Source organism: Brevibacterium spongiae (assembly GCF_026168515.1).
Classification (GTDB): Bacteria; Actinomycetota; Actinomycetes; order Actinomycetales; family Brevibacteriaceae; genus Brevibacterium; species Brevibacterium spongiae.
The window spans coordinates 3,063,689-3,088,546 of sequence record NZ_CP093443.1 but is presented as its reverse complement, the minus strand read 5'-3'; the positions used below and the strand labels follow the sequence as shown (position 1 = coordinate 3,088,546).

The following is a 24,858-nucleotide window of genomic DNA, read 5'->3' as shown; positions in this document are numbered from 1 at the left end:
TCGGGACTTCCGCGGAGGGGAGACGAACGTGCCTGAGGACGATGGCGAACCTGACTGCCGTGACGACCGTGACCGCGCAGGCAACCGCCTGCGCATCGGCGACGTCGAACGCGATGCCGCCATCGAGGTCCTGAGGACCGCGGCCGGCGAAGGACGGATCACTGTCGAGGAACTCGATGACCGCATGGAACTCATTGCCATCGCGCGATTCCCCGACGACCTTGATCGCGTCCTCGCTGACATCGTCACAGAGCTGCCATCGGAGCGTTCAACGATCGAGCTCAGCGGAGCACGGGAGGGTGTGACACCAGAAACCCACGCAGGAGAGTTACCCGGCAACCGCGAGGTCCTGCGCTCGCCGTGGACAGGCCTCACCAGGCAGGGTCGCTGGCCGGTCAAACCGTATCTGCGCTGCGAACCCGCGGGAGTGCTGCTCGAACTCAACTTCCTCGAAGTGATCACCGACCTCGAGATCATCGACATCGACGTCGCGGCCCGCACCGGCACCCTCAAGCTCATCGTGCCCGACAGCTGGGGAGTCGACTCCACTGGTCTCGCACGAAGCCCGATCTCCGTCACCACGTTCAAGGCCAATGAGACCGCGCAGGAAGGGCACCCCACCATCCGAGTCCGCGGCAGCATCGGGTCGGGGGCATTCATCGCACGGGGCCCGAACTTCCGACAACGACGCAGGCTGAGGAAGTGAGTGCAGCTCACTGAATGGGCACCAGAGCAGCGAGGAGCCGCAATCAGATGCGCAGCCAGGTTCCGCCGCTGCAGATCCTGCTCCTGCGAATGACGCGGCACAGGCCGGCGGCGCCGTACAGAGTTCCTGACCTCAGCTGCGACGGTGAGCGGAGACGCAGCGGCGGCGGTCGACGCGCATGACCCGGCCCTTGTAGCGGAGGCGACGCTTCGTGCACTCCGACGGGGCCAAGAAGTCCGGTCGGGGAGTGCGGGTCACCGCGGCCGGAGTGCGTTCGGCATTGAACGTATCGGCCTGCCAGTCCGGAGTGCGACGCGCACCGAATTCGGACCGGTCGATGAATGCCCTGAACTCGTCGAAGAGCCGCTCCTGCATGTCATAGAGGCTCTCCTCGTTGCCCGGGAAATCGAGGAGGACTTCGACAGCTTCACCGGCGACGACGACCCTCGCGATGAGACGACGATCGTCATCGGGGTCGTGGAGCATCGCGATACTGTCCCACTCATAATTGGCGAACATCGCGAGAACGATCGGCGTGACGACCTTCTCGCAGAGGAAGTCCTGCGTGAGCTCGGTGCGGTCCATGTATCCCACCATAGGTGCTCATTCGTCGGGAAATCGAAGGCGTCTCGGAGTTTTGCGGAATCCGCCATCAATCTGCGGTTTGCGGCAGACCTCGTGCGGTTGTGCGCCTGCACATCCGCGACCGGACCGAAGGCGGCACCGCATAGACTGGGCCAATGCCCCGCAGCCCGCTTCCGCCTCGAGAGGGAATCTCGGCGACCGCCCTGCGCGCCCCAGGTGGGAAGGCCACCCACGCGAAGAATCATCTGCCCGTTCCCGCCACGATCGGGGCCTGGCTCGAAACCGAGTTCCCTGAGGCGGCCCCCGAATCCCGACGGGCGCTGCTGACCGATGGGGACATGCGCGACGAGGCGGGCCTGCCCGTCGCCTGGGACGATCCGGTCATCCCCGGCGGGTTCTACTTCTTCCATCGCCCGGTCCCGCCCGAAGAGCGGATCCCGTTCGAAGTCGGCATCGTCTTCGAGGACGACGACCTCCTCGTCGTCGACAAACCTCATTTCCTCGCCAGCACCCCGAACGGCCGATTCGTCCGCGAATGTGTCGTCACCCGGCTGCGTGTCGACCTCGACCAACCCGATCTCGTCGCCATCCATCGTCTCGACCGGATCACCGCAGGCCTCCTCGTCCTGTCCAAACGCACCGAGACCCGCGGCCGTTATCAGCGTCTGTTCCAAGATCGCAAGGTCGACAAGACCTACCGGGCCCTGGCGTCGGCACCACCGTCAGACATGGAGTTTCCGCTTGAGCGGAGATCTCGCCTGATCAAGCCCGTCGGTGGACGGCAGGTCCTCGAGGTCGAGGGGGAGGCGAACGCGATCAGCCGGATCCGGTTGCTCCGCACCTCCGCCGTAGATGGGGGACCGACGGACTGCACCGCGGGAGTGCCCGCGGGGGAGGGGCCCGGTCGGTCGACGAATACGGTCGGGCCGCCTCGGCGAGGGGTTGCCGAATACGAACTCGAACCGTTCACGGGCAAGACCCACCAGCTGCGAGTGCACATGAACGCGCTCGGGCTGCCCATCCTCGGCGATCCGGTCTATCCGGTCGACATCGCACCGGATCCATACGACTTCAGCTCACCGCTGCAGCTGCTGGCCGCGGAGATCGCCTTCGACGATCCACTGACAGGTGAACCCCGCCATTTCAGCACCGGGCTCGAGCTCGATCCGACCGCATTCAGCGCCGAATCAGGCGGGACACGGTAGCCTGGTGTCATGAGTCCACGTTCCCCCGGCTGCACGTCAGAGGCGATCGTCGCCCTTGTCCGCACCCGCATCACCAACGGTGAATACCCCGCGGGAAGCCCCGTCCGCGACGGTGCCCTGGCCAAGGAATTCAACGTTTCGCGCAACACTGCCCGCGAATCTCTGAGCCTGCTGCGCCACGCCGGGCTGCTCACCCAAGAGCCCAACCGCGGATTCTTCGTGTCCACCTTCGGCCTCGACGAACTCAAAGACCTCTACCGTGCGCGTCGAGTTTTCGAGATCCGCGCCGTCCAGGAATCCCAGGACGCCACCGACGAGGCGATGGCCGCCGTCGAAGCCTCCGTCGTCCGCGCCGAGACCGCACCGAAGAATGAGACCTGGACCGACGCACAGGAACATTCGGCCTCGTTCCACCGGGCCATCGTCGGTCTGCTGGGCTCCCCGCTGCTCGACGAGTTCTACCTCAATCTCATGGCCCGGCTGTCGACGACGTTCTCGCGGTCGCCGGAGCCGGGCAAGTACCACTCGCACTGGGCCAACCCGCACCGAGACATCCTCGAGAAGATGAAGTCCGGCGACCGGCAGGGTGCCGAGGGCCTGCTGCGCATCCACCTCGACGACTCCGAAGCCTCAACCCTCGACCTGGCCAGGTCCGTGGGGGAGGGGCGGTAGGTTCGGGAGCTTTCGGGCTGCAGCGATCTGAGCCGTTGAGCAAGTGCGGCGTGGACCGCGAGACGGAGTCAGTCGTCTCTGTGCTCGACAGTGATGCCGTACTGAGCGACCTCATCGACCAGTTGGCGCCTCGCTTCGGCCTCGGCCAGCTCCCACACTCGCATATTCTCGTTTGTGTCCCACCCCGTTGCTGTCGGAGTGGTCCAGAGGCCGGTGTCATGGCGTTCCCAGAAGTCATGTAGCGCTCGAAGGTTCAGAGTGAGCTCATCGGAAAGATCGAGGTCAGAGGGTTTGAGGCACAGTTCGTCATGCTCCACGTCGCCCCAGAGCGGCCAGCGACGTCCGTGGCTGGGAAACATGCGGATCTCCGGCGTCTTGATCATGGATCCAGGCTACTGGACCGGAATCCAGTGCGAGGCACGTCGACGTGCTGATTTCAGCGCAAGTGCCTGTGTAGCCAGTCTCACAGTGCTCGGTGCTTGAACCCATAGCGGTCAACTCTCTCGCTCCGATAGCATTGAGCCACCTCATCTTCGCGTCGAAAGGCTGTCTTCATGGGAAACCCTGAGCAGGAATCACAGGCCGCAAACGATCCGTTCTCCCTCACGGGACTCACGTATGACGATGTCCTCCTCCTGCCAGGCGACACCGATGTCATCCCCTCCGAAGCCTCGACCACCACGCGCCTGACCAAGGAGATTGAGCTCAATATCCCGCTCGTCTCCGCGGCCATGGACACCGTGACCGAATCCCGGATGGCCATCGCCATGGCCCGCATCGGCGGCCTCGGCATCATCCACCGCAACCTCTCCGCCGAAGACCAGGCCGACCAGGTCGACTACGTCAAGCGCTCCGAATCCGGCATGATCAACGACCCGCTGACGATCACCGCGGACAAGACGCTGGAAGAGCTCGACGAGATCTGCGGCAAGTACCGCATCTCCGGCCTGCCGGTTGTCGATGAGAACAACGTGCTCGTGGGCATCGTGACCAACCGCGACCTGCGCTTTGTCACCCGCAGCGAATTCCCCACCCGCACCGTCGCCGAGACCATGACGAAGATGCCGCTGGTCACCGCGCCCGTCGGCGTCGCGGCCGAGAAGGCCTTCGAACTGCTCGCCGAGCACAAGGTCGAGAAGCTGCCCCTGGTCGATGACAACAACGTCATTAAGGGCCTCATCACCGTCAAGGACTTCGTCAAGACCGAGGAATACCCGTTGGCCACGAAGGACGACGAAGGTCGCCTGCGCGTGGGTGCGGCCGTCGGCTTCTACGGCGACGCCTACGAGCGTGCCGGAATGCTCGCCGAGGCGGGCGTCGACGTTCTCGTCGTCGACACCGCGAACGGTCACGCCCGGGGCGTCACGGACATGATCCGGAAGATCAAGTCCGATCCGGCGTTCGCGAACGTCCAGATCATCGGCGGCAACGTTGCGACGAAGGAGGGCGCGCAGGCGCTCGTCGACGCCGGAGTCGACGCCGTCAAGGTCGGCGTGGGCCCCGGGTCGATCTGCACCACCCGCGTCGTTGCCGGTGTCGGCGTCCCGCAGGTCACCGCCGTCCACCTCGCCGCTCAGGCCGCTCGCGCCGCCGGTGTCCCGGTCATCGCCGACGGTGGCCTCCAGTACTCCGGTGACATCGGCAAGGCCCTGGTCGCCGGTGCCGATACCGTTATGCTCGGCTCCCTGCTGGCCGGCTGCAACGAGTCACCGGGCGAACTCATCTTCGTCAACGGCAAGCAGTACAAGGCCTACCGCGGCATGGGATCCCTGGGCGCGATGGCTCCACGCAAGGGCAAGTCGTACTCGAAGGACCGCTACTTCCAGGCCGATATCGCCACCGATACCGACCTCATCCCCGAAGGCATCGAAGGCCGAGTCGCCTACCGCGGTCACCTCAAACAGGTCGCGCACCAGCTCACCGGAGGCCTGCGCCAGACGATGTTCTACGTCGGCGCACGCACCATCGACGATCTCAAGGCCAAGGGCAAATTCGTCCGCCTGACCACTGCGGGTCTGAAGGAAAGCCACCCGCACGACATCCAGATGACCGTCGAAGCCCCGAACTACGTCGTGAAGTGAGGCCCTTGGGCACTCTCTGACACGACTGTGGGGTTCCTTCCTCGGACTCAGCCGCAGTTCCTGCATCTACGCAGGGATTGCGGCTTTCTGCATGCGGGGGTCCGGGACTCGATGCTCAGCGAAGCACCACGGTCACCCCGGAACGTCTCACGATGTTGGACAACACACCCTCTTGTGACGAAGACCACTCGGCGCATTTCGACATGATGCACCCGTAGTGCGAACAGCGCCCTTGCCGCTTCATCGCTGGGGAGGCAGTGCGTCGACCCAGGTGAGGTGGCGACGTCCGTAGTTGACGACTTCGAAGATAGGCTCTTCGGAAACCCAGAAAGTTAGGGTAGGTTTCCCTAATGCGAGCTGCGCTCCGCGGTTCGTTCATCGAAGGAGGAAACCTCACAGTGACGACTTCTCTGCTTTCCGAGTCCGAAGCGACACCCACCGCAGCACCCCTTCGCACCCTCACCCATCCCCACACCGACGCACTCCTCGGTGCTCACAGCGCGGACGAGTACTCGGCACTCATGCACGACGTCGTCGACTCGCTCGGCGACCGATTCCGCACCACCGCCAGAACCGCCTCGGCGAAGGACCGGTCCGGTCTTCAGGCCGCGGTCGACTCGGTCGACCTCGACACCACCGGCGTCGGCAACGCCGAGGCGCTGCGCGAAGTCGACGCTCTCTATGCCGACAACGCAGTGTGGTTCCACCACCCCAGCTACGTTGCCCACCTCAACTGCCCGGTCGCAGTGCCGGCCGTCGCCGCCGAAGCGATGCTCGCGGCCATCAACACTTCGGTCGACACCTACGACCAATCCGAGGTCGCGACCCTCATGGAGCGCCGCCTCATCGACTGGACCTGCGGTCACCTCGGCTTCACCGGAGGGGACGGAATCTTCACCTCCGGAGGCACCCAGTCGAACCTCCAAGCACTGTTCCTGGCGCGGGAGAACGTGGTCGCCGGGCTGGTCGACACCACCCACCGAGGCGGCCCTACCCGACCGGCCCGACCGGACCTGCTGTCCCGGATGCGGATCCTCGCCACCGATCAGGCTCACTTCTCCGTGTCCCGCGCAGCGTTCCTCCTCGGCCTCGACGCCGAGGCGGTCGTGACCGTCCCGACCGACGTCACCGGCCGCATGGACGCCGAAGCGCTCAAGGCGAGCCTGCTCGCCATCGACGCGAACGATCAGATCCCGATGGCCGTCGTCGCCACCGCCGGAACCACCGACCTCGGCGTCATCGACCCTCTTGAGGCCATCGCCGAGGTCTGCGAATCGGTCGGCGTCTGGCTCCACGTCGACGCCGCCTACGGTGGGGGTCTGCTCTGGGCCCCGCGCCGAGCCCACCTGCTCAACGGAATCGGCAGGGCCACCTCGGTGACCATCGATTTCCATAAGACGTTCTTCCAGCCGGTATCGTCCTCGGCCCTGCTGATCAGGGACGGGAGCCTCTTCGGCCCGACGATCCACCACCACGACTACCTCAACCCCGAAGCCGAAGCGCAGGACGACGACGCCGAACCCAACCAGGTCGACAAGTCCCTGCAGACCACCCGGCGCTTCGATGCACTCAAACTCTGGACGACGTTGCGCGCCCGCGGTGCGAGCGAGATTGGGACGATGATCGACACCGTCTGCGACCTCGCCGCCGACGTTCGGCAGCTGCTCGACGACCAGGGCGACTTCGAGGTCCTCGGCACCTCGGATCTGTCCACCGTGCTCTTCCGCTTCACCCCGGCGATCGCTGATGCGCAGACCTGCGACGAACTCGTCCCACTCATCCGCCGGGTGCTCTTCCGGTCCGGCCGCGCCGCCGTCGCCCGCACCACCATCGACGGCACTCCGTGGCTCAAACTCACGCTGCTCAACCCCGACACCAGCATCGACGACATCACGGCGGTGCTCGACCTCGTCCGCGCCACCGGCCACGGAATCCTCGCCGGCCGAACCCTCGAAAACGAGGGCGAGCTCGGTACGTCCGCGACTGCCGAACCCGTGCCCGCCATGACCGAAGGAGGCGCAGCATGAGCGCACCGTCCACGCACGTCCACGACCTCCTCGGCGTCGGCATCGGCCCCTTCGGGCTCGGCCTCGCAGCCCTGTCGGAACCGCTTGACGATGTCGACGCGGTCTTCGTCGACCAACGACTCGAATTCCGCTGGCACCCGGGCATGATGATCGAAGGTTCGACCATCCAGGTGCCGTTCCTCGCCGACCTCGTCACCATGGCCGACCCCACCTCGCCCTATTCGTTCCTCAACTTCCTCAAGGAATGCAAGCGCCTCTACCCCTTCTACATCCGCGAATCCTTCTACCCCCTGCGCGCCGAATTCGACGAATACTGCCGGTGGGTCGCCGCCCAGCTGGACTGCCTGCGGTGGAACCGCCGCGTCGTGTCCGTGACCAGGGAAGATGGTGTGTTTTCAGCCCTCGCCGAGGTGGTCGATCCGTCCGGTTCCGTGGTGGCCACCGAGACCTACCGCGCCCGGCATCTCGTGCTCGGGGTGGGCACCCAGCCGGTGCTGCCGCCCGCTCTGCAGGGGCTCGGGGGAGAGGATGGCGGTGCTGGTGCGGCGGGCACGGCCGGGGCTGCCGGATCGGTCGGCCAGACGGGGGCTGGGTTGATCGGGTCGGCCGGGGCCGGGCCGCTCATCCACACGGCCGACTACCTCGAGAACCGGGAGGCGCTGCTCGACTCCGGGGCGGTGACGATCATCGGCAGCGGCCAGTCCGCCGCAGAGATCTACCGCGACCTCATCGAGGACGCCGAAGACCGCGGAGTGCGGCTGGACTGGGTGACCCGCTCGCCGAGGTTCTTCCCGATGGAGTACACGAAGCTCACCCTCGAGATGACCTCCCCGGAATACACCGACCACTTCCGTGCCATGCCCGATGAGCTGCGCGAACGCGTCGGTCGTGAGCAGCGGACCCTGTACAAGGGCATCTCGGGCGACCTCGTCGACGACATCCACGACACCCTCTACCGGCTCAGCCGCGGCGGGCGTCAACTGCTGACGAACCTCATCTCCGAAGCCGAACTCGAAACCGCCGAGATCGACCCGATCAGCGGCGAATACCTGCTCGGATTCCGCAACACATCACTTGATCAGACCTTCACCCGGCGTTCCGGTTCCGTCGTGGCAGCCACCGGATACAAGTCGCAGGTCCCGGACTTCCTCGCACCGCTCGGGGGAGAGGTGTGCCTGGATTCGCACGGTCGCCTCGACGTCAGCCGCCACTACACGATCAACGACGAGGGCACGATCCACGTCCTCAACGGCGAAGAGCACACCCACGGAGTCACCGCACCCGATCTCGGCTTCGGCCCATGGCGGGCCTCGGTGGTGCTGGCCGCGGTCACCGGCCGTGAACCCTATCCGATCGAGAACCGCATCGCCTTCCAGACCTTCGGGGTGCCCGCCGACGAATCGGATGCTTCCGCGCTGTCGGCTGTGGGCCCGACCGCAGCTGTCGACGCTGCAGACGATGAACCGATCGAATCCGACTCCCGGGCCGATTCCGCCGCCTTCGCACTCGACGACTCCAAGGAGATGTCACACGCATGACCACCGAACTCAAAACCGACCCGACCGCCGCCACCATCGACACGACCGGTATCAACGAGCCTGACGCACCCGGCGAGGCTGACAAGTCCACCGGTGCCCATCCGAAAGAGAACGGGGCCGTGAAGCTCACAGCTGCCTCGGCGAGGGTGACCATCCGACCGCTCGACGTCGACCGAGACGTCGCTCAGATCCACGCATGGCTCACCCACCCGCGCGCCCACTACTGGATGATGACCAAGCTCGACGAGGCCGGAGCCAGAACCTACCTCGAAGGAATCCGCGACTCCGCGGACGACGCCGGCTGGGTCGGCTCCGTCGACGGCCGCGACTGCTTCTACGTCGAAACCTACGTGCCTGCGACTCTCATCCCGCAGAACGTCCTGGCCACCGGAACAGGAGATATCGGGATGCATCTGCTCGTCGCGCCCCCGGCCGGGCCGGCCGTGCACGGGCTGACCGATCGCATCATGGCCGAGGTCATCGACTTCTGTCTCAGTCCGTCTGACCAGGGCGGACGCGGAGGCGAACGTGTCGTCGTCGAACCCGATGCCCGGAACGATGGGATCCTCGAGAAGAACCGAGCCGCCGGCTTCACACCCGTTCGTGAGGCCACGATCATGATGGGCGAGATCGAGAAGCAGGCGCTGGTGAGCGTGTGCTCGCGTGCCGACTTCGCCGGAAGCGCGCTGTCGCCACTTGCCGGTGGCAGTGTTGAGCCGCACGAGGTGAGCGGCAGTGCTGAGCCGCTCGAAGAGTGCGGCACCGTCGAATCACGCCGGGATTTGGCCGTTGCAGTGCCGCCGGGCGAGTATGCCCACCTCAATGCCGATGGGTTCAGCGTCGTCCAGCGCCACCTCGTCGCGAAGGCGCTGTCCGAGTTCGCCCACGAACGACTCATCACTCCGGTGAAGTGCCAGGATGAAAACGCGTGGGACCTGACCATCGCTGGTGCCACGCGCTACACGTTCACTGCACGGGTGCTGCCGCTCGAGCATTGGGTCATCGACGAAGCGAGCATCACCCGCCTGCGCGGTGAGGTCGAGGTTCCGCTCGACGTGCAGGAACTCGTCGTCGAACTCCAGGACGATCTGGCCATCCCCGAGGATCTCATCTCCACCTATCTCGAGGAGCTCGCCTCGACCCTGGCCGGGGCCGCGTTCAAACTCGAGGACGGTCGGGCCGGGCGCAGGCCGACCTCGCGCGCCCTCGTCGACGCAGGCTTCCAGGCCACCGAGGCGGCCATGACCGAGGGGCATCCCGGATTCCTCGCGAACAACGGCCGCATCGGCTTCGGGCTCAGCGACTTCCGGACGTGGGCACCGGAGAACGGGGAACTCAATAGCATCGAATGGGTGGCGGTCAGACGCGAACGCAGCCGCCTCTCCTTAGGCGAGGGACTCGACGAGGAGGCCCATCTCGGTGAGGCGCTCAGTCGCGCCGAGCGGGACCTCTTCGGCTCCCGTATCCGGGCGGCGGGCCAGGATCCGGCGGATTTCCATCTCATGCCGATCCACCCCTGGCAGGCCGATCATCGGCTGGCGATCACCTTCGCCGCGGACATCGCCCGCGGGGATCTGCTCCCGCTCGGGGAGGGACTCGACAAGCACCAGGCGCAGCAGTCCCTGCGCACCTTCTTCAACCATTCGCGGACCGGTGCCCCGTACGTCAAGGTCGCGCTCGCGGTGCAGAACATGGGCTTCCTGCGCGGTCTGTCGCCGAAGTACATGCGAGACACCCCGGCCATCAACGACTGGGTCGCACACCTCATCGCCTCCGACGACACCTTCGCGAAGGCTGGATTCCGGGTGCTGAGAGAACGTGCGGCGCTCGGGTACACGGGCGATGTCTACCACCGGACGAAGGAGACGAACCCGCATCGGAAGATGCTCGCCTCCCTGTGGCGTGAGAACCCTGTCGACCAGATCGCCCCAGGACAGAAGCTCATCACGATGGCAGCTCTGCTGCACCGCGACCACGAGGGCGTCTCCTTCGCCGGGGAGCTCATCCGGGCCTCCGGCGAGAAGCCCGCCGACTGGGTGCGCAGCTACCTGCGCGCGTATCTGCACCCGCTCGTCCATGCCCTGCTCGCCCACGACCTCGTGTTCATGCCGCATGGGGAGAACCTCATCCTCGTCCTCGATGGCAGCTCTGTGGTCGGGGCGTTCATGAAGGACATCGGCGAAGAGGTCGCTGTGCTCGGCCACCGCGAACTGCCCGCCGACGTCGAGCGCATCCGTGCCGTGGTGTCGGGGGAGGAGAAGGCGCTGTCGGTGTTCACCGACATGTTCGACGGGGTCCTGCGGCACCTCTCGGGCATCCTCGACGCCGACGGTCTGCTGCCGGCCGAGCGGTTCTGGACGGTCGTCGCCGAGGTGCTCGACGAGTACGAAGCCGAGCACCCGGAGCATGCTCGTGGGGTGAACGGCGACGTCGATCTGCGCGCCGAACGCTTCGCTCATTCGTGCCTCAACCGCCTGCAGCTGAAGAATACGAAGCAGATGGTCGACATCGGCAACCAGGCCGAATCCCTGCTCTACGCGGGCACCATGCCGAACCCCGTGGCTCGGTGATCTGAGCGGTCTGTGGGCTGCGAAGGTCGAATATCTTCCTCGCCGAGGTGGGACTCCGATACGGAGTCCCACCTCGGCGAGGAAGATATTCTGGCCTCGGCGAGTACTATGCACAGTGGTGCCGGGACTCACTTGTGCGACGGCACGGCCCCACTCTCGGGGCACTCACGGCATGACTCAAGGAGGAACTCATGGCCGATGAAACCGCGTACGACATTGTGCAGAGATACCACCAGGCCTGGACGAGCGGGCGAATCGATACGGCAATGGATTTTGTCGCTGATGGCATCACCTGCCGCGCACCCGGCCAGGACCTTGAGGGCAAGGACGCTTACCGACAGTTCATAGCCGGATTCGCGCCGCAGCTGACCGGAATCGCCGACATCGCAGAATTGGTCGACGGGCAGAGCGTCGCGCTCTTCTACTACCCGCAGACCGCGGCGACGTCGAAGGCACCAGCGGCCGAACTCTTCACCGTCGCCGACGGACTCATCACCGACAGTGTCCTCATCTTCGACCGGCTCTCCTATGTCCCACCCGCGCAGAGCTGACCGGCGGGCCAGCAGATGACATCTGAACAGACTGCGCTCATCGAGCGGATCCGTGCACTCATCACCGACGAGGCGAACGCCAGAGAAGTCTCGATGTTCGGCGGCAGAGCGGTGATGGTCAACGAGAAGATGATCGTCAGCGCAGGGAAGAACGGTGACCTTTTGGTGCGCGTCGATGCCGACCGGCACGACGAGCTGCTCACACGAGAAGGTGCCGCCCAGGCCGAGATGGGAACCGGGCGTGGCATGGGACCCGGATGGATCGACGTGAGCGCCGAGGCGATCACCGATGACGAGGCTCTGTCATCGTGGATCGAGACCGCCATGGACTTCAACCGGGAAGTGACGGAGCGGCGGGACTGACGTCGCTGCCCATCATCGCGCCGGTTCCCAAATAACCGGCGTCGCCCATGCGAACCGTTCAACGCACCACCGGTTAGTATCATTCCAACGGCCGCCTGCGTGATTCCGCGCGGCGGCCCTGACCGGTTCACAGACTCAAAGGTGCAGTCATGGCGAAGCAGAACGATCGGCCGACGCTGGCCACGGTCGCTGCGCGCGCCGGAGTGAGCATCAAGACCGCCTCCCGGGTCCTCAACGGAGAGAAGCACGTCGCTGCCTCCACCGCGGAGAAAGTCGAAGACGCTGCCGCGGAACTCGGATTCCGCCTCAACCCCACGGCCCGGAGACTGCGCGCCGGCGGGCGCTCGCCCTATATCGGCGTCGTCCTCTCCAGCGCCGACGACCCGTACCAGGTGCGGGTCCTGTCCGCCCTCGAAGCCGAACTCTCGACCGTCGACCTGCGGCCGGTGGTGACGGTGACCGCCGACGATCCCGACCGCGAAGAGGCCTTCCTCGACGAATGCCTCGCCAACGATCTGTCCGGAATCATCGTCGTCCGCTCCCAACCCGACACGGCCCACATCTACACCCGCGCCGCATCGACCTCGGGCGTGAGAGTCGTGTCCTTTGACCCTGCGGTCAGCGGGGACGGGATCAGCATCGTCACCGGCGACGATGTCGACGCCGGGTACCGTGCCGCTCGGCAGCTGCTCGACCACGGGCACATCGCCCTCGGCGTCGTCGGCGACCATTCGACCTCGATCATCACCACCCGCCGACTCGAGGGCATCCAATCCGCATTCGCCGGCCGCCACGATGTCGGCTGGCGGGCCTATATGCGCGAAGACGCCCACGACGAAGCGAGCGCGAAGAACGTCGTCGCCGCCTGGCTCGGCTCCCGCAGCGCCCCGAGCGCGCTCATCACGCTCTCGGCCACGCTCACCCAAGGCGCCATCGACGCCTGCCGCCGCCTCGACGATTGGCCGGCACTGGTCGGCATCGACGATTTCCCCACCGCGGAACTCCTCGACGTCACCGTCGTCGACCGTGATGTCGAAACCATGGCCGCCGAGGCGGTCCGGCGACTCCAGGACGATGCGCGGGAACGGCCGGGCCGCCTCGGTGGGGGTGCCGATCAGGGACAAGATGTCTTTCCTGTCCGCGTCATCCCACGCGGCAGCGGGGAGGAGAGTCCCGAGCTGCGGCGAAGAAATCTGCCGCGAAACAGTTGACACCGGGGTCCGATCAGCGAATCATATTCAACAGCCTGACAACGTTGTCAGAATGATTGAAAGGTTCACAATGAGGCACAACCTTAAGTCCCACAGGAAGCTGGCCCTCTTCGGTGCCTCGGTCGCGATCGGCGCACTCGCGCTCAGCGGCTGTGGCAATCAGAAGGGTCAGGGCAACGACGAAGCCGACAGCGGTTCCGGCGGCGACGGGGACGTCACCATCGCGCTGCTTCTGCCCGAGTCGAAGACCACCCGGTACGAGTCGCTCGACAAGCCGAACTTCGAGAAATACGTCGCCGAGGCCAACCCCGACGCGAAGGTCGAATACCGCAACGCCAACCAGGACGCGACCCAACAGCAGCAGCAATTCGAAGCCGCAGTGACCGAAGGGGTCGACGCCATCGTGCTCGACCCGGTCGATGCCTCCGCGGTTGCCTCGGCGCTGTCGAAGGCCGAAGCGAAGAAGATCCCGGTCATCGCCTACGACCGCTTCTTCGAAGGCGCCGACTACTACACCTCGTTCGACAACAAGAAGATCGGCAACCTGCAGGGCCAGGCCGTCCTCGACGGGCTCAAGGCGGAGAACGTCGACCCGAAGTCGGGCCCGGTGTGGATGGTCAATGGCGATCCGAAGGACCCGAACGCCGCTGACTTCAAGGCCGGCGCAGAGGAGACGCTCAAGGGCGCAGGCGTCGACATCGCAGCCAGCCACGACACCCTCGACTGGAACCCTGACGACGCCCGCCAGTGGGTCGAAGGTCAGCTGCAGGGCAAGGGTGAGAAGCCGATCGCGATCTATTCGGCCAACGACGGCACCGCCGGCGGAGTCATCGCCGCGACGAAGAAGGCCAAGGTCGACCCCGTCGTGACCGGTCAGGACGCCGAAGTCGACGGACTGCAGAACATCCTCAAGGGCGACCAGTTCGCCACGATCTACAAGTCCATCCCACCGCAGGCCGAATTCGCAGCCAAGGCCGCAGTCGCTCTGGCCGCGGGCGAAGAAGTCGATGCAGGAACGACCTACAAAGACACCCCGACTGACTTCGTCGAGGCCAAGGTCGTGACCAAGGACAACATCAAGGACATCGTCGGCGACCAGATCAAGGCCGAGGACATCTGTTCGGGAAGCGTGAAGAAGCTCTGCGACAAAGCGGGCGTGAAGTAGCCAGCGCTGCAGTGACACGCAATGACCGACCTCGTGCCGGCGGCCTCATCGGTCGCCGGCCACCGAGGTCATCGACAGCGACAAGTAGGAACAGATGACACCTGAGAAACCTGAACCGGCTCCCGCCGCAGCGCGAGAGCCGGGAAGCGGCAGCGACACCGTGCTCGAACTGCGCGGAATCAACAAACGGTTCGGCGCCGTCCAAGCCCTGACCGACATCCATCTCACCGTCGGCCGCGGTGAAGTCGTCGGACTCGTCGGCGACAACGGCGCCGGCAAATCGACCCTCATCAAGGTCATCGCCGGAGTCCACTCCGCTGATGAAGGCGAACTCATCATGAACGGCACGGCGCAGAGATTCTCTTCGCCGAAGGACGCACAGAAGGCCGGAGTGGCCACGGTGTTCCAGGACCTCTCACTGTGTGAGAACCTCGATGTCGTCGCCAACCTCTTCCTCGGACACGAGAAGACGCGTGGGGGAGTCCTCGACGAGGTGGCCATGGAAGCCAAATCCTGGGAGCTGCTGCGCAGCCTGTCGGCAAAGATCCCGAGCGTGCGCGTACCGATCGCAGCTCTGTCCGGCGGGCAACGTCAGACAGTCGCGATCGCCCGGTCCCTCCTCGGCGAACCCTCGCTGGTCATGCTCGACGAGCCGACGGCTGCCCTCGGCGTGGCCCAGACGGCCGAGGTGCTCAACCTCATCGAGAGGCTCAAGGAACGCGATCTCGGGGTGCTGCTCGTCAGCCACAACATGGCCGACGTGCAGGCCGTGTGCGACCGGGTGCACGTGCTGCGCCTGGGCAAGGACGCCGGCGACTTCCCCGGCGACGAACGCACCGATGTGCTCGTCGCCGCGATCACCGGAGCCAGCGACAACGTCGTGACGAAGCGCGCGGCACGAAGGGGTGAACGCCGATGACTCGCAATTCCTTCATCACCGACGAACGGATCTCTTCCGAAGGCATCGTCGCTACGTTCATCCGCCGCGTCAAAGAGGGCCAGCTCGGGTCGTTCCCGGTCATCCTCGCCCTCGTCGTCATCGTCATCGTCTTCCAGACCGCTGACAGCAACTTCATCTCACCTGCCAACCTCGTCAACCTCTCCACCCAGGTCGCGTTCCTCGCGATCCTGGCACTGGGCATCAACCTCATCCTGCTGCTCGGTGAGATCGACCTCTCGCTCGCGCAATTGGGTGGCCTGGCCGCCTCGCTGCTCGGTGTGCTCGTCGTCCGGCAGGGTGTGCCTCCGTTGATTGCGCTGGTCATCATGCTGCTGCTCGGCCTCGTCGTCGGTGCGATCCAGGGCTGGTTCTTCGCCGTCGTCGGCATACCCGCCTTCGTCGTCACCTTGGCCGGCCTGCTCGCCTTCACCGGCCTGACGCTGACGACCTTGGGCACGCAGAAGAACCTGTCGATGTCGGACACGTTCGCCTTCGACTTCGCGAGCTACTATTTCCCGGCCATCTGGGCCTATGTCTTCGGAGCGATCGCGGTCATCGGCTTCGGCGCCGGCATCATCTACTCGAAGCTGCGTCGTCACCGTGAGGGTCTGTCATCGCCGAGCTGGACCTCGGTGATCGTGCGCATCGTGCTCTTGGCCGCGATCGTGTTCGGGTTCCTCATCCTCGTCAACCAGGACTTCGGTCTGGCGATGCCGTTCTTCCTTATGATGGTCATCGCCATCGTCATCGACCTGGTGCTGCGCAAGACCCGCTACGGTCGGTCGATCTACGCGGTCGGCGGCAAGGTCGAAGCCGCCAGGCGTGCCGGCATCCGGGTGACCTGGGTGCGCATCAGCGTATTCATGGCCGCCGGGGTGCTCGCTGCGCTGTTCGGCTTCATCAAGACCGGTGTGACGACGAACGCGGGATCGACGCTGGTGAGCACCCAGGACCTGCTCAACGCGATCGCCGCGGCCGTCATCGGCGGCACCTCGCTCTTCGGCGGTCGCGGAACAGCGTGGGCGGCCGTGCTCGGTGCGCTGGTCGTCGGCGCAATCAACAATGGCCTCTACCTCATCGGCTTCAACTCTGATGCTCAGCAGATCATCACGGCTCTCGTGCTGCTCACTGCTGTGGTCATCGACGCACTCAGCCGCCGCGGGCAGAGGTACGTCGGGCGCGGGTAGGTCAGCCGGAGGCAAGCCAGGTGGCGGTGGGGCCGCCGAGGATAGGTGAGGTGGGAATCGGTCAGCCGGCAGCGAGCAGATCGGCTTCGACCTCAGGGGTGATCGGGTTTCCCTTCCCCGTCGTGATGAGTCGGTGCAGGCTGTCGTGGGCGTTGACCGTCCACCCCTCCGCGCAGCCGTCATAGCAATCCAGCGCCGAGGTGAGCCCCACGTGAGTGAAGGTCAGCCGAGTCCCTGCGGTGGTCGGCGCGATGTCGAAGCGCACGGTCGTCCCCGCCCATTCGTCGACTTGGTCGGGAGATGCTCCGAACCGATTGTCGAGGATTCTCCAGACAACGCGTTCCCCGGGGATCAGTTCGATGATCTCGGCGCGGGTGGTGTGGATCTGCGGAACCGTATAGACGAACTCGCCGAGGCGGTCGGTCGCCCCGTCGATGCGCTGAGACCACCATCCGCGCACATTCGTCACCGCGTCGAAGACCTCGTTCGGTGACTGCGGCACCTCGTAGGTGAAGGTGAAATCAGGCTGTTGAGTTGTGTCGGGTCGAGCAGTGGGTTCGGTCGTGGACATGGCGAGGCTCCTTTGCCGTTGTCTGCCATTCTTTCAACTTGCTTCATGCAAGTCGGTGACACGATAGTCTCACGGCCACTTTCATCATGCAAGTAAAAGGGTAGAATCGTTTCCATGCTGGGCAGAACATATGACAACGAAGTGTGCTCCATCGCGCGATCTCTGGAGATCGTCGGCGAGAGATGGAGTCTGCTCATCATCCGCAATGCACTGTTCGCGGGAGTCACGCGGTTCGGAGACTTCCAGAAGCGCCTGGGGGTGGCGACCAATGTGCTGACGACCAGGCTCGAGAGTCTCGTCGCCTCGGGAATCATGACCAGGGAATCGGCCTCCGGGGGAGCCGAATACCACCTCACCGACAAGGGGCGCGACCTGCGTGGAGTGCTCGTCGCCTTCACCGACTGGGGCGATCGGTGGGAGGCGCCGGGTGGTCGTCCGATCATCTACCGCCACGACGACTGCGACGGCGAGGTGCATTCGGGGCTCGAGTGCACCGCCTGTGATCGCGTCCCTGAGGTGGTCACGGCGTCGAAGGGTCCCGGAATGCCGGACGAGAAGTGGGCGCACCGGGCCGACTAGGGGTGGGATGACTATCTTCTCTTCATCGTCGCGTGCTTGATCTTTTCGAGCTTCGCGAGGTCCTCGGGACTCATGCCTCCAGAGCCCGTTTTCTCTTGGACTGGGCGCTCGGACTTAAAGATGTCAAAGTTGTTGAGATCATTGAGCGAGCTCTGCCAAAGGCGAAGCTTGGATTCATAGGTGATGCGATGGTGCATGTGATTGCTCAGGGCTTGAGGTATCCAGCTGTACTTTGACTCGCGTTCGAGTTGGTAGTCGATCGCTCGGCTGACGGCGGCTGCAATCCAATCGGCAAACTGAATATTGGAGCTGAGAGCGCTGTCAATGTGCATGGGCGGCTCAATGGCAGCATTCATTTCCCTAAACTCTTGGGAACGCGAGAATATGTGTGCGTATATCGTCGCTACTCTTGCAGCCCGTTGCTTCTCATTGATCTGGTCCATCAGCATCAGTAGATTTTCGCCGCAATTGTCAGCGTGACGACAGAGACGATTGACCGACTCTCGCATAGCTGAAGCTTCGCGTTGCTCATCGGAGAGCCGCACTTGCTTCCTGGTGCCGACTTCCTTCTGTTCGGCATAGAAGAAGACTCGTCCACTCAGTTCTGCGAGCCTGTTGATCAGCCCGCGAAAGACACGGATCTGCTCACCGTAGCTTCGCCAAGCGTCTGGAGTGAAGATATCTGATCCCTTGCGCTCCCAGCGGCCCGGGTTGTCTATGCCCCGCAGTTCGCTGGCAAAGACACGTCGCTTCTCTGCAGTGAAGATCTGCCCGAATCTTCGAGCCGAGTTTTCGGGGATGACGAAGCCTGCGTAGCCGAAGACCGGGTTTGTGTTGAACTTTGGGTGGTCTTTTGCAACGTAAGGGCCAGGTTCACCGATCTCATCGATATAGGCGAGCAACATGGTCGAACTCTACCCAGCGTCTCTGACACGAGGCCCAACGCAAAAACCCACGTCTGAGACGTGGGCTTGCGACTTGGCGCTCTAGGAGGTGACCTCCTCGCTACCACCTCAATATTCTCACAGCACAGATTTCCCCGCAATAGTTCTGGTATGGGGGACCAACGGCAACCATGGTGAGTGAGTATCTTTGGTGCCCCTCATCCGTCATTGTTCTTTCGACATCGAAGAAGTCGCTCGTGTCCGGTGGTGCTGATACAGTCGGAGCCATTGACATGGGGTGCCTCATGAGGATCCGTTCGCACCGAGACGCTGCGCGCGGAGGACACCGAGGCTGAGAGAACACCCATCGAACCTGATCTGGGCCATACTAGCGAAGGGATCGTCATGGTTGACTTCGACCTGCGTTCTGCCAACGCACGACTGCGTGCGTCCAACCCGCTCATCCAATGCATCACGAACACCGTCGTGCAGCAATTCAGCGCGAACGTGCTCCTGGCCGTCGGCGCGTCCCCGGCGATGCTCGACCATGAAGCCGATGCAGGACAGTTCGCCGGCATCGCCAGCGGGATCCTCATCAACTTCGGCACCGCCTCGAACCATCAGCTGCTTGCTGCCGACGCCGCCATCGACGTTGCGAATGCCGCCGGCAAGCCCTGGGTCCTCGACCCAGTGAGCGTCGGAGCCGTCGACTTCCGCACCTCCCGCATCCGCCGCGCCGCCGCCGATCACCCGACCGCCATCCGCGGCAACGCCTCCGAGATCGCCGCACTCGCCGGAGTCGGCCTCGGCGGTCGCGGAGTCGACTCCACCGACGAAGTCGACGCCGTCCTGCCGGCCGCAGCGAAACTGGCCCGGGAAACCGGCGCGATCGTTGCCGTTTCCGGTCCCACCGACGCCGTCGTCGCCCATATCGATGGCACCGACCACGTCGCCCGCGTCTCCGGCGGATACGAACTCATGCCGCTGGTCATCGGCACCGGTTGCTCCCTCGGTGCCGTCACCAGCGCCTACCTCGCCGCGGCCCGCACCGGACTCGCCGATCCCGACGCTGATGCCTCAGCCGTGCACGCACCGGAACAGGCCGCGGACAGTCAAGCCGCCTCGGCGAGGTTCGAAGCCGTCGTCGCCGCCCACGCGCACTTCGCGGTCGCCGGGGAACTCGCCGCCGACGGGGCGAAGGGACCGGGCAGCTACTCCGTGAACTTCCTCGACGCGCTCTACGCCGTCGACGGCGACCGTCTGGCCGGAGCGCGGGTCAGCATCGATGCACTCGACGCGAGCGAAGGCGTGCAGGCATGACCGCGGGGTCCGCGCACACTGCCGAAAGCCCGTACGCGACCGACCGCGTCGCAGGCGCAAACAGTCGCTTCGCAGGCATCGATACCCGCCTCTACCTCGTCACCGACTCCGCCCAATGCGCGGCCGCCGGGCGCACCGTCGCCGAGACCGTGCAGGCCGCCGTCGCAGGGGGAGTGGGCATCGTCCAGGTTCGCGACAAGGACATCGACGACGGCGAATTCTACTCACTCACACGTCAGGTCATCGCCGCCGTCGACGCCGCCACCCGCGGCACCGACCGCACCGTGCCCGTCGTCCTCAATGATCGCGTCGAGGTGGCCCGTCGCCTCATCGACGAAGGCGAGGACATCCACATCCACGTCGGCCAGACCGACACCACCGTCGCCGAGGTGCGCGCCGCCCTGGGCGAAGCACCGCTCATCGGTCTCTCGGCCGCCAGCAGCGACGAATTCGACGCCGCCCGCGACTCGGGAGTCGTCGATCTCGTCGGCATCGGGCCGGTCTATGACACCACGACGAAGGCCGACGCCCCGGACGGAATCGGACCGGACCGCCTCGGCGAACTGGTCACGAAAGCCGGCATCCCCGCCGTCGCGATCGGCGGCATCAGCATCGATCGGGCCCCTGACCTGCGTGGGCGCGGACTGCTCGGGATCTGTGTGGTCTCGGCGATCTGCATGGCCGGCGACCCGCAGGCCGCAGCCGCTGAACTGCTCGCAGCGTTTGCCGGCGGTCAGTCATGACCACTCGCCCGCCGATCGCTCTGACCATCGCCGGCACCGACCCGTCCGGGGGCGCCGGAATCCACGCCGACCTCAAGACCTTCACCGCACGGAAGACCCTGGGCACGAGTGTCATCACCGCCCTCGTTGCGCAGAACACGCACGGCGTCTCCCGGGTCTACCCGATCGACGATGATTTCGTCGCCGACCAGTTCGACTCCGTGCTGAACGATATGCCCGTCGATGCCACGAAGTCCGGGATGCTCGGCAGCCGGTCACTCGTCGAGCTCGTCGTTTCCCGCGCCGCCGCGGGTTCGCTCGGCTTCTTCACCGTCGACCCGGTGATGATCGCGACCTCCGGTCACCGCCTGCTCGCCGCCGACGCCGTCGACGCGGTTCGCACCCACCTGTTGCCCGTCGCCGACCTCATCACCCCCAACCTCCCCGAGGCGGCTCTGCTCCTGTCCGACGACGAGCCCGAAGCGCAGGCGCCGGACCAGATGCGTGACCAGGCACTTCGACTGCTCGAGCGTGGCCCCGGCGCCGTCCTCCTCAAGGGCGGGCACGGCACCGACGGGGACGTCACCGACATCCTCGCCACCCGTGACGGGCAGATCCGCGAGTTCACCCACCCCCGCGTGGCGACTGCGAACACCCACGGAACCGGGTGCACCCTCTCGGCGGCCATCACCGCCGAAGCGGCCGTCCTCGGACACGGAAGTGGACGTGCCGGGATCGGGTTCGACCTCCTCGGCGAGGCCGTCGGCAATGCCCTGGAATACCTGGCCAGAGCCCTGAGATCGGCCGCGGACTGGCAGGTCAGCATCGACCCGGAAGGGGCGCACGGTCCCGTCGACCATCAGGTCGACATCGTTCGCGGGTCGCCCGCCTGACGACGCATTCCCACTTGACGACGCATTCCCGCCTGAGCACACGACCGCTAGAGCACAGACCGAATGAGTACAAAGGAGTTCCTATGACCGTCAACTTCGCCGCCGGACCGCAGACCACTCAGCTCTGGGACCGCGTCCGCCCGATCGTCACACAGATCGAAGCGCTGCCGTTCCTCGCCCAACTCGCCGACGGCACCCTGGACACGAGGGCCTTCGTCAACTACATCTCCCAGGACAGCATCTATCTCAGCGGCTATGCCAAGGCCATGTCGTTCCTGGCTGCGAAGACCGTCGACCGCGACGAATCCCGTTTCTGGGCCGGATCCGCCGCCGAGGCGATCACGGTCGAAGAGGGAATGCACGAGGAGCTGCTCGCCGACCCGAGGCTCGCAGCAGACCTGAACGAACTCACCACCTCAGGCTCCCGGTTCAAGGCCTCGCCGACGACGCTCGGCTACGTGTCATTCCTCGTCGCCACGGCCGCCAGCCGCTCATACGGGGAAGGCGTGGCCGCAGTCCTGCCGTGCTTCTGGGTATACGCCCACATGGGCAAGGTGCTCGTCGAAGAAGCCGGACAGATGTCCGAGGACCACCCGTACCGGACATGGGTGCAGACCTACGACTCACCGGAATTCGACGATTCGACCCGCCACGCCGTGCAGATCCTCGAACAGGAATTCGCGAAGGCCACCAGTGAAGAAGCCACCCGCATGCGGGCAGCCTTCGAACAGGCATGCACGTACGAACTGCACTTCTGGGCCTCGGCGCACGCGATGCAGAACTGGGACGCCTCCGTCTTCCTGCCGCAGGATGTCACAGTCTGATCCTGGTCACGATCTCAGCCCGTTCGCCGAGGCGGCCCTGACCTCTGATCGGTCACCTCGGCGGGCGTAAGCGTTCGCGATCCCGCGGTCGAATTCGACCGCGCGGTCATCTCGGCGGGGTGAGCCTGCGGTAGAGCCGCCACACGGCGAGTCCGGTCGCGATGAGGAAGATCGCCGTGGGAACAAGCGTCATCCACTCCGGCATCGTCGCCGTGCGCGCCTCCCTCATGATGATGACGAGGATCGAGGCGAACAGCAGGGCGAGCAGACCGCCGACGATGCGCATGAATTCCATGAGACAGTCGAAGAGAAACGTGCGCTCCCCGCGCTCGAGCCAATAGTCCTTCGACGGCATGTTGATGAGACTGATCGGAAGCCTCGCCCAGATCCAGCGGATCGAGAAGAGCAGGGGCAGGCCGACACCCAAAGGCACGAAGATCCCGAGGAGCCCGGTCTTCGACGACCAGTCATCGGGCTGCCCGGCAGAGTCGAAGTGAGTGGCCACGGTGTCCGGAGCCTGCACCCAGAACCAGACGGAGAACCCGAGAAAGATCAGGATCGACGCGATCGCGAAGACGAGCGCGGCAAACTCGCTCGGTGGGTTCCGTCGCGGCTCTGCAGAGGAAGTCATCCTGCCACTCTAACAACAGCGGAAGTCAGCACCACCGGGTCAGAGTCGCCCGCCTCACCGTGCGACGTCGGCACCGTCTTGGTCCGGTCTCAGGCGCGAGCCGCGCCACCCGGATCATCAGGGTAATGGGTGAGCGGACCGAACGAGCCGAGTGCATGCCAACCGCGACGCAGGGTCGTCCACAGCAGCACATGGTCGACCTCGATGAGCGGCACGCGGTCATGCTTCGGGCAGGCGAATCGACCGATGAAGAAGACAACAGTCGAAAACATCACTGCAATCATGAACAGAATCAGCAGATCCATGGCGGCCCCCTCACACCCGTCGCGAATACTGCTTTCAGTCTCACCCCAAAGCGCGGAGAAAGAAAGGGTCTATCCCACCTGCTGAGAGCGCTATGGTCAAAATCACATGTAGGTGCGTTTTCGGCTACGCGAAACTCGTGGCGAGGCTCTCCGCAGCTGCGATGACAGCGTGGGCGGCGGTCCGTCCCTGCTCGGCTGTGATCGATGAGGGGAAGGTGAAGCGGACACTCGTCTGAGCGACCTCGGCGGCGATTCCGAGGGCAGTGAGCACGTGCGAGGGTTCGTCCGATCCGACCGCGCATGCCGAGCCGCTCGAGGCAGTGACACAGAGGCGCTCGAGCTCAAGCAGCACCGCCTCACCGGAGGTGTCCGAGAAGCAGAACGACGCATGATTCGGCGAACGAGTCGGTCGACCGTCCGCGCCGGCACCGTCTGCAGCACCTGTGAGGAACGCTCCGGGGACGCCGCCGAGGACAGTGGCAATGAACTCATCCCGGATGGCTGCGACACGGGCGGCGGCTTCGGTCCGTTCCGCCTCGGCGAGTTCGAGGGCCGTGGCGAATGCGACGGCCAAGGCTACGTTCTCCGTCCCCGACCGTCGCCCGGCCTCCTGCCCGCCGCCGTGGATGAGCGGTTCGACGGGAATCCGCGCGCGGATCGCGGCCACCCCGATGCCCTTCGGCGCTCCAACCTTGTGCCCGGCCAAGCTGAGCGCATCGACGCCGAGCCCCGACAGCGGCAGCCACCCGGCGGCCTGCACCGCATCCGTGTGGAACAGGGCTCCTGCCTCGCGGGCGACGGCTGCCAGGGCGGGGATGTTCGCGACAGTGCCGATCTCATTATTCGCATACCCCAAGGTCACGAGCACGGTGTCCGGGCGCATCGCTTCTGCCAGCGCCTCCGGGGTCACGGTTCCATCGGAGGTCAGCGCCGCCTCGGTGACAGTGAATCCGTGGACGCGGGAGAGGAACTCCACCGAGGCGAGCACCGCCTCATGCTCGATGGGTGAGGTGACGATGTGTCGCCGAGGCGGGGGCGTGCTCCCAGCCGTACCCGCAGTCTGCGCGCCGAGGGCCATGCCGATGATCGCGAGGTTGTCCGCCTCGGTGCCGCCGCTGGTGAACGTGATGTCAGTGGCCCGCATGCCCAACACCTTCGCCACGCGCGAGCGCGCATCGGCCAGAGCCTCCGAGGAGATGCGGCCGATCGCGTGGTGGCTCGACGGATTCCCGAACGCCCCTGCCAGATACGGCCACGCGGCCTCAAGGGCCTCCCGGCGCACGGGTGCCGCCGAGGCGGTGTCGAGGTAGAGCCGGCCGCCGTCCATC

General features: G+C 65.2%; 25 protein-coding genes and 1 riboswitch. Of the genes, 18 read left to right on the top strand and 7 right to left on the bottom strand.

The genetic code is table 11. From position 1 onward, the window contains the following. The first annotated feature begins 28 nt into the window (after positions 1-28). Entirely contained in the window at positions 29-706 is a 678-nt protein-coding gene (locus tag L1F31_RS13915) for a DUF1707 SHOCT-like domain-containing protein (protein WP_265417870.1), read from the top strand. 132 nt (positions 707-838) lie between these two features. Here L1F31_RS13915 and L1F31_RS13910 read toward each other — a convergent pair whose 3' ends face one another. Then, positions 839-1,291 (bottom strand): hypothetical protein, encoded by a 453-nt coding sequence (locus L1F31_RS13910; RefSeq protein WP_265417869.1) that lies wholly within the window; start codon positions 1,289-1,291, stop codon positions 839-841. A 155-nt stretch (positions 1,292-1,446) separates the two neighbouring features. On the opposite strand from L1F31_RS13910, the gene L1F31_RS13905 reads away from it, so the two are divergent. Beyond that, positions 1,447-2,496 (top strand): pseudouridine synthase, encoded by a 1,050-nt coding sequence (locus L1F31_RS13905; protein ID WP_265417868.1) that lies wholly within the window; start codon positions 1,447-1,449, stop codon positions 2,494-2,496. A 9-nt stretch (positions 2,497-2,505) separates the two neighbouring features. Next, a complete protein-coding gene (locus L1F31_RS13900) occupies positions 2,506-3,168 on the top strand; it encodes a GntR family transcriptional regulator (protein ID WP_265417867.1) in 663 nt (220 codons plus the stop codon). A 68-nt stretch (positions 3,169-3,236) separates the two neighbouring features. Here the strand turns inward: L1F31_RS13900 and L1F31_RS13895 are convergent, their stop codons facing one another. Continuing rightward, entirely contained in the window at positions 3,237-3,551 is a 315-nt protein-coding gene (locus L1F31_RS13895) for a hypothetical protein (RefSeq protein ID WP_265417866.1), read from the bottom strand. A 171-nt stretch (positions 3,552-3,722) separates the two neighbouring features. Between L1F31_RS13895 and guaB the strand changes: the two genes are divergently transcribed. The 10 genes from guaB (at position 3,723) to L1F31_RS13845 (ending at position 16,801) form a co-directional block, all read left to right on the top strand. After that, complete coding sequence (gene guaB / locus L1F31_RS13890; RefSeq protein ID WP_265417865.1) at positions 3,723-5,249, top strand: IMP dehydrogenase; 1,527 nt, start codon at positions 3,723-3,725, stop codon at positions 5,247-5,249. Between the two features lie 398 nt (positions 5,250-5,647). Then, positions 5,648-7,276 (top strand): pyridoxal phosphate-dependent decarboxylase family protein, encoded by a 1,629-nt coding sequence (locus L1F31_RS13885; RefSeq protein ID WP_346732466.1) that lies wholly within the window; start codon positions 5,648-5,650, stop codon positions 7,274-7,276. Continuing rightward, the gene (locus L1F31_RS13880; RefSeq protein ID WP_265417864.1) at positions 7,273-8,814 is read left to right on the top strand and encodes a lysine N(6)-hydroxylase/L-ornithine N(5)-oxygenase family protein; all 1,542 of its coding nucleotides are present in this window, start codon (positions 7,273-7,275) and stop codon (positions 8,812-8,814) included. The genes L1F31_RS13885 and L1F31_RS13880 overlap by 4 nt, the downstream gene beginning before the upstream one ends. Next, entirely contained in the window at positions 8,811-11,384 is a 2,574-nt protein-coding gene (locus L1F31_RS13875) for a GNAT family N-acetyltransferase (protein ID WP_265417863.1), read from the top strand. Before L1F31_RS13880 ends, L1F31_RS13875 begins: the two co-directional genes overlap by 4 nt. A 191-nt stretch (positions 11,385-11,575) precedes the next feature. Then, complete coding sequence (locus tag L1F31_RS13870; RefSeq protein WP_265417862.1) at positions 11,576-11,935, top strand: nuclear transport factor 2 family protein; 360 nt, start codon at positions 11,576-11,578, stop codon at positions 11,933-11,935. A 15-nt stretch (positions 11,936-11,950) separates the two neighbouring features. After that, positions 11,951-12,298 carry a TfoX/Sxy family protein gene (locus L1F31_RS13865; protein ID WP_265417861.1) on the top strand — a complete coding sequence of 116 codons (348 nt, stop codon included), beginning with the start codon at positions 11,951-11,953 and terminating at the stop codon, positions 12,296-12,298. Positions 12,299-12,447: 149 nt separating this feature from the next. Beyond that, on the top strand, positions 12,448-13,509 hold the full coding sequence (locus L1F31_RS13860; protein WP_265417860.1) for a LacI family DNA-binding transcriptional regulator: 1,062 nt from the start codon (positions 12,448-12,450) through the stop codon (positions 13,507-13,509). Positions 13,510-13,579: 70 nt separating this feature from the next. Continuing rightward, entirely contained in the window at positions 13,580-14,674 is a 1,095-nt protein-coding gene (locus L1F31_RS13855; RefSeq protein ID WP_265417859.1) for a substrate-binding domain-containing protein, read from the top strand. A gap of 94 nt (positions 14,675-14,768) precedes the next feature. Further along, on the top strand, positions 14,769-15,593 hold the full coding sequence (locus L1F31_RS13850; RefSeq protein ID WP_265417858.1) for an ATP-binding cassette domain-containing protein: 825 nt from the start codon (positions 14,769-14,771) through the stop codon (positions 15,591-15,593). Further along, positions 15,590-16,801 carry a sugar ABC transporter permease gene (locus L1F31_RS13845; RefSeq protein ID WP_265417857.1) on the top strand — a complete coding sequence of 404 codons (1,212 nt, stop codon included), beginning with the start codon at positions 15,590-15,592 and terminating at the stop codon, positions 16,799-16,801. Before L1F31_RS13850 ends, L1F31_RS13845 begins: the two co-directional genes overlap by 4 nt. 61 nt (positions 16,802-16,862) lie before the next feature. Here the strand turns inward: L1F31_RS13845 and L1F31_RS13840 are convergent, their stop codons facing one another. Further along, positions 16,863-17,372, bottom strand: coding sequence for an SRPBCC family protein (locus L1F31_RS13840; RefSeq protein WP_265417856.1), 510 nt, complete (start codon positions 17,370-17,372; stop codon positions 16,863-16,865). 114 nt (positions 17,373-17,486) lie between these two features. On the opposite strand from L1F31_RS13840, the gene L1F31_RS13835 reads away from it, so the two are divergent. Then, on the top strand, positions 17,487-17,951 hold the full coding sequence (locus L1F31_RS13835; RefSeq protein WP_265417855.1) for a winged helix-turn-helix transcriptional regulator: 465 nt from the start codon (positions 17,487-17,489) through the stop codon (positions 17,949-17,951). 11 nt (positions 17,952-17,962) lie between these two features. On the opposite strand, the gene L1F31_RS13830 is transcribed toward L1F31_RS13835, so the two are convergent. Next, positions 17,963-18,856, bottom strand: coding sequence for a DUF3800 domain-containing protein (locus tag L1F31_RS13830; protein WP_265417854.1), 894 nt, complete (start codon positions 18,854-18,856; stop codon positions 17,963-17,965). 263 nt (positions 18,857-19,119) lie between these two features. Further along, positions 19,120-19,253, top strand: a riboswitch (TPP riboswitch). Here L1F31_RS13830 and thiM point away from each other — a divergent pair. From thiM to L1F31_RS13810, 4 genes are all read left to right on the top strand, one after another. Continuing rightward, positions 19,241-20,155 (top strand): hydroxyethylthiazole kinase, encoded by a 915-nt coding sequence (gene thiM / locus L1F31_RS13825; protein WP_265417853.1) that lies wholly within the window; start codon positions 19,241-19,243, stop codon positions 20,153-20,155. (Overlaps the previous riboswitch by 13 nt.) Beyond that, positions 20,152-20,898, top strand: a complete 747-nt coding sequence (thiE, locus tag L1F31_RS13820) for a thiamine phosphate synthase (protein WP_265417852.1) — start codon at positions 20,152-20,154, stop codon at positions 20,896-20,898. The genes thiM and thiE overlap by 4 nt, the downstream gene beginning before the upstream one ends. Then, the gene (thiD, locus tag L1F31_RS13815; protein ID WP_265417851.1) at positions 20,895-21,770 is read left to right on the top strand and encodes a bifunctional hydroxymethylpyrimidine kinase/phosphomethylpyrimidine kinase; all 876 of its coding nucleotides are present in this window, start codon (positions 20,895-20,897) and stop codon (positions 21,768-21,770) included. Before thiE ends, thiD begins: the two co-directional genes overlap by 4 nt. A gap of 83 nt (positions 21,771-21,853) precedes the next feature. Beyond that, positions 21,854-22,594, top strand: a complete 741-nt coding sequence (locus L1F31_RS13810) for a TenA family protein (protein ID WP_265417850.1) — start codon at positions 21,854-21,856, stop codon at positions 22,592-22,594. Positions 22,595-22,700: 106 nt separating this feature from the next. On the opposite strand, the gene L1F31_RS13805 is transcribed toward L1F31_RS13810, so the two are convergent. The 3 genes from L1F31_RS13805 to L1F31_RS13795 all read right to left on the bottom strand — a co-directional run bounded on the left by L1F31_RS13805 (position 22,701) and on the right by L1F31_RS13795 (position 24,857). Next, a complete protein-coding gene (locus L1F31_RS13805; protein ID WP_265417849.1) occupies positions 22,701-23,225 on the bottom strand; it encodes a DUF1648 domain-containing protein in 525 nt (174 codons plus the stop codon). Between the two features lie 89 nt (positions 23,226-23,314). Continuing rightward, the gene (locus tag L1F31_RS13800) at positions 23,315-23,530 is read right to left on the bottom strand and encodes a hypothetical protein (RefSeq protein WP_265417848.1); all 216 of its coding nucleotides are present in this window, start codon (positions 23,528-23,530) and stop codon (positions 23,315-23,317) included. Between the two features lie 124 nt (positions 23,531-23,654). Beyond that, complete coding sequence (locus L1F31_RS13795; protein WP_265417847.1) at positions 23,655-24,857, bottom strand: cysteine desulfurase family protein; 1,203 nt, start codon at positions 24,855-24,857, stop codon at positions 23,655-23,657. Between the last annotated feature and the right edge of the window lies 1 nt (position 24,858).

Coding starts and splice junctions, on each gene's coding strand:
- thiM (WP_265417853.1), top strand. CDS start 19,241: ATGGTTGACTTCGACCTGCGTTCTGCCAACGCACGACTGCGTGCGTCC.
- L1F31_RS13905 (WP_265417868.1), top strand. CDS start 1,447: ATGCCCCGCAGCCCGCTTCCGCCTCGAGAGGGAATCTCGGCGACCGCC.
- L1F31_RS13880 (WP_265417864.1), top strand. CDS start 7,273: ATGAGCGCACCGTCCACGCACGTCCACGACCTCCTCGGCGTCGGCATC.
- L1F31_RS13850 (WP_265417858.1), top strand. CDS start 14,769: ATGACACCTGAGAAACCTGAACCGGCTCCCGCCGCAGCGCGAGAGCCG.
- L1F31_RS13910 (WP_265417869.1), bottom strand. CDS start 1,291: ATGGACCGCACCGAGCTCACGCAGGACTTCCTCTGCGAGAAGGTCGTC.
- L1F31_RS13810 (WP_265417850.1), top strand. CDS start 21,854: ATGACCGTCAACTTCGCCGCCGGACCGCAGACCACTCAGCTCTGGGAC.
- L1F31_RS13895 (WP_265417866.1), bottom strand. CDS start 3,551: ATGATCAAGACGCCGGAGATCCGCATGTTTCCCAGCCACGGACGTCGC.
- thiE (WP_265417852.1), top strand. CDS start 20,152: ATGACCGCGGGGTCCGCGCACACTGCCGAAAGCCCGTACGCGACCGAC.
- L1F31_RS13855 (WP_265417859.1), top strand. CDS start 13,580: ATGAGGCACAACCTTAAGTCCCACAGGAAGCTGGCCCTCTTCGGTGCC.
- L1F31_RS13840 (WP_265417856.1), bottom strand. CDS start 17,372: ATGTCCACGACCGAACCCACTGCTCGACCCGACACAACTCAACAGCCT.
- L1F31_RS13865 (WP_265417861.1), top strand. CDS start 11,951: ATGACATCTGAACAGACTGCGCTCATCGAGCGGATCCGTGCACTCATC.
- L1F31_RS13805 (WP_265417849.1), bottom strand. CDS start 23,225: ATGACTTCCTCTGCAGAGCCGCGACGGAACCCACCGAGCGAGTTTGCC.
- L1F31_RS13795 (WP_265417847.1), bottom strand. CDS start 24,857: ATGGACGGCGGCCGGCTCTACCTCGACACCGCCTCGGCGGCACCCGTG.
- guaB (WP_265417865.1), top strand. CDS start 3,723: ATGGGAAACCCTGAGCAGGAATCACAGGCCGCAAACGATCCGTTCTCC.
- L1F31_RS13845 (WP_265417857.1), top strand. CDS start 15,590: ATGACTCGCAATTCCTTCATCACCGACGAACGGATCTCTTCCGAAGGC.
- L1F31_RS13860 (WP_265417860.1), top strand. CDS start 12,448: ATGGCGAAGCAGAACGATCGGCCGACGCTGGCCACGGTCGCTGCGCGC.
- L1F31_RS13870 (WP_265417862.1), top strand. CDS start 11,576: ATGGCCGATGAAACCGCGTACGACATTGTGCAGAGATACCACCAGGCC.
- thiD (WP_265417851.1), top strand. CDS start 20,895: ATGACCACTCGCCCGCCGATCGCTCTGACCATCGCCGGCACCGACCCG.
- L1F31_RS13875 (WP_265417863.1), top strand. CDS start 8,811: ATGACCACCGAACTCAAAACCGACCCGACCGCCGCCACCATCGACACG.
- L1F31_RS13835 (WP_265417855.1), top strand. CDS start 17,487: ATGCTGGGCAGAACATATGACAACGAAGTGTGCTCCATCGCGCGATCT.
- L1F31_RS13830 (WP_265417854.1), bottom strand. CDS start 18,856: ATGTTGCTCGCCTATATCGATGAGATCGGTGAACCTGGCCCTTACGTT.
- L1F31_RS13900 (WP_265417867.1), top strand. CDS start 2,506: ATGAGTCCACGTTCCCCCGGCTGCACGTCAGAGGCGATCGTCGCCCTT.
- L1F31_RS13800 (WP_265417848.1), bottom strand. CDS start 23,530: ATGGATCTGCTGATTCTGTTCATGATTGCAGTGATGTTTTCGACTGTT.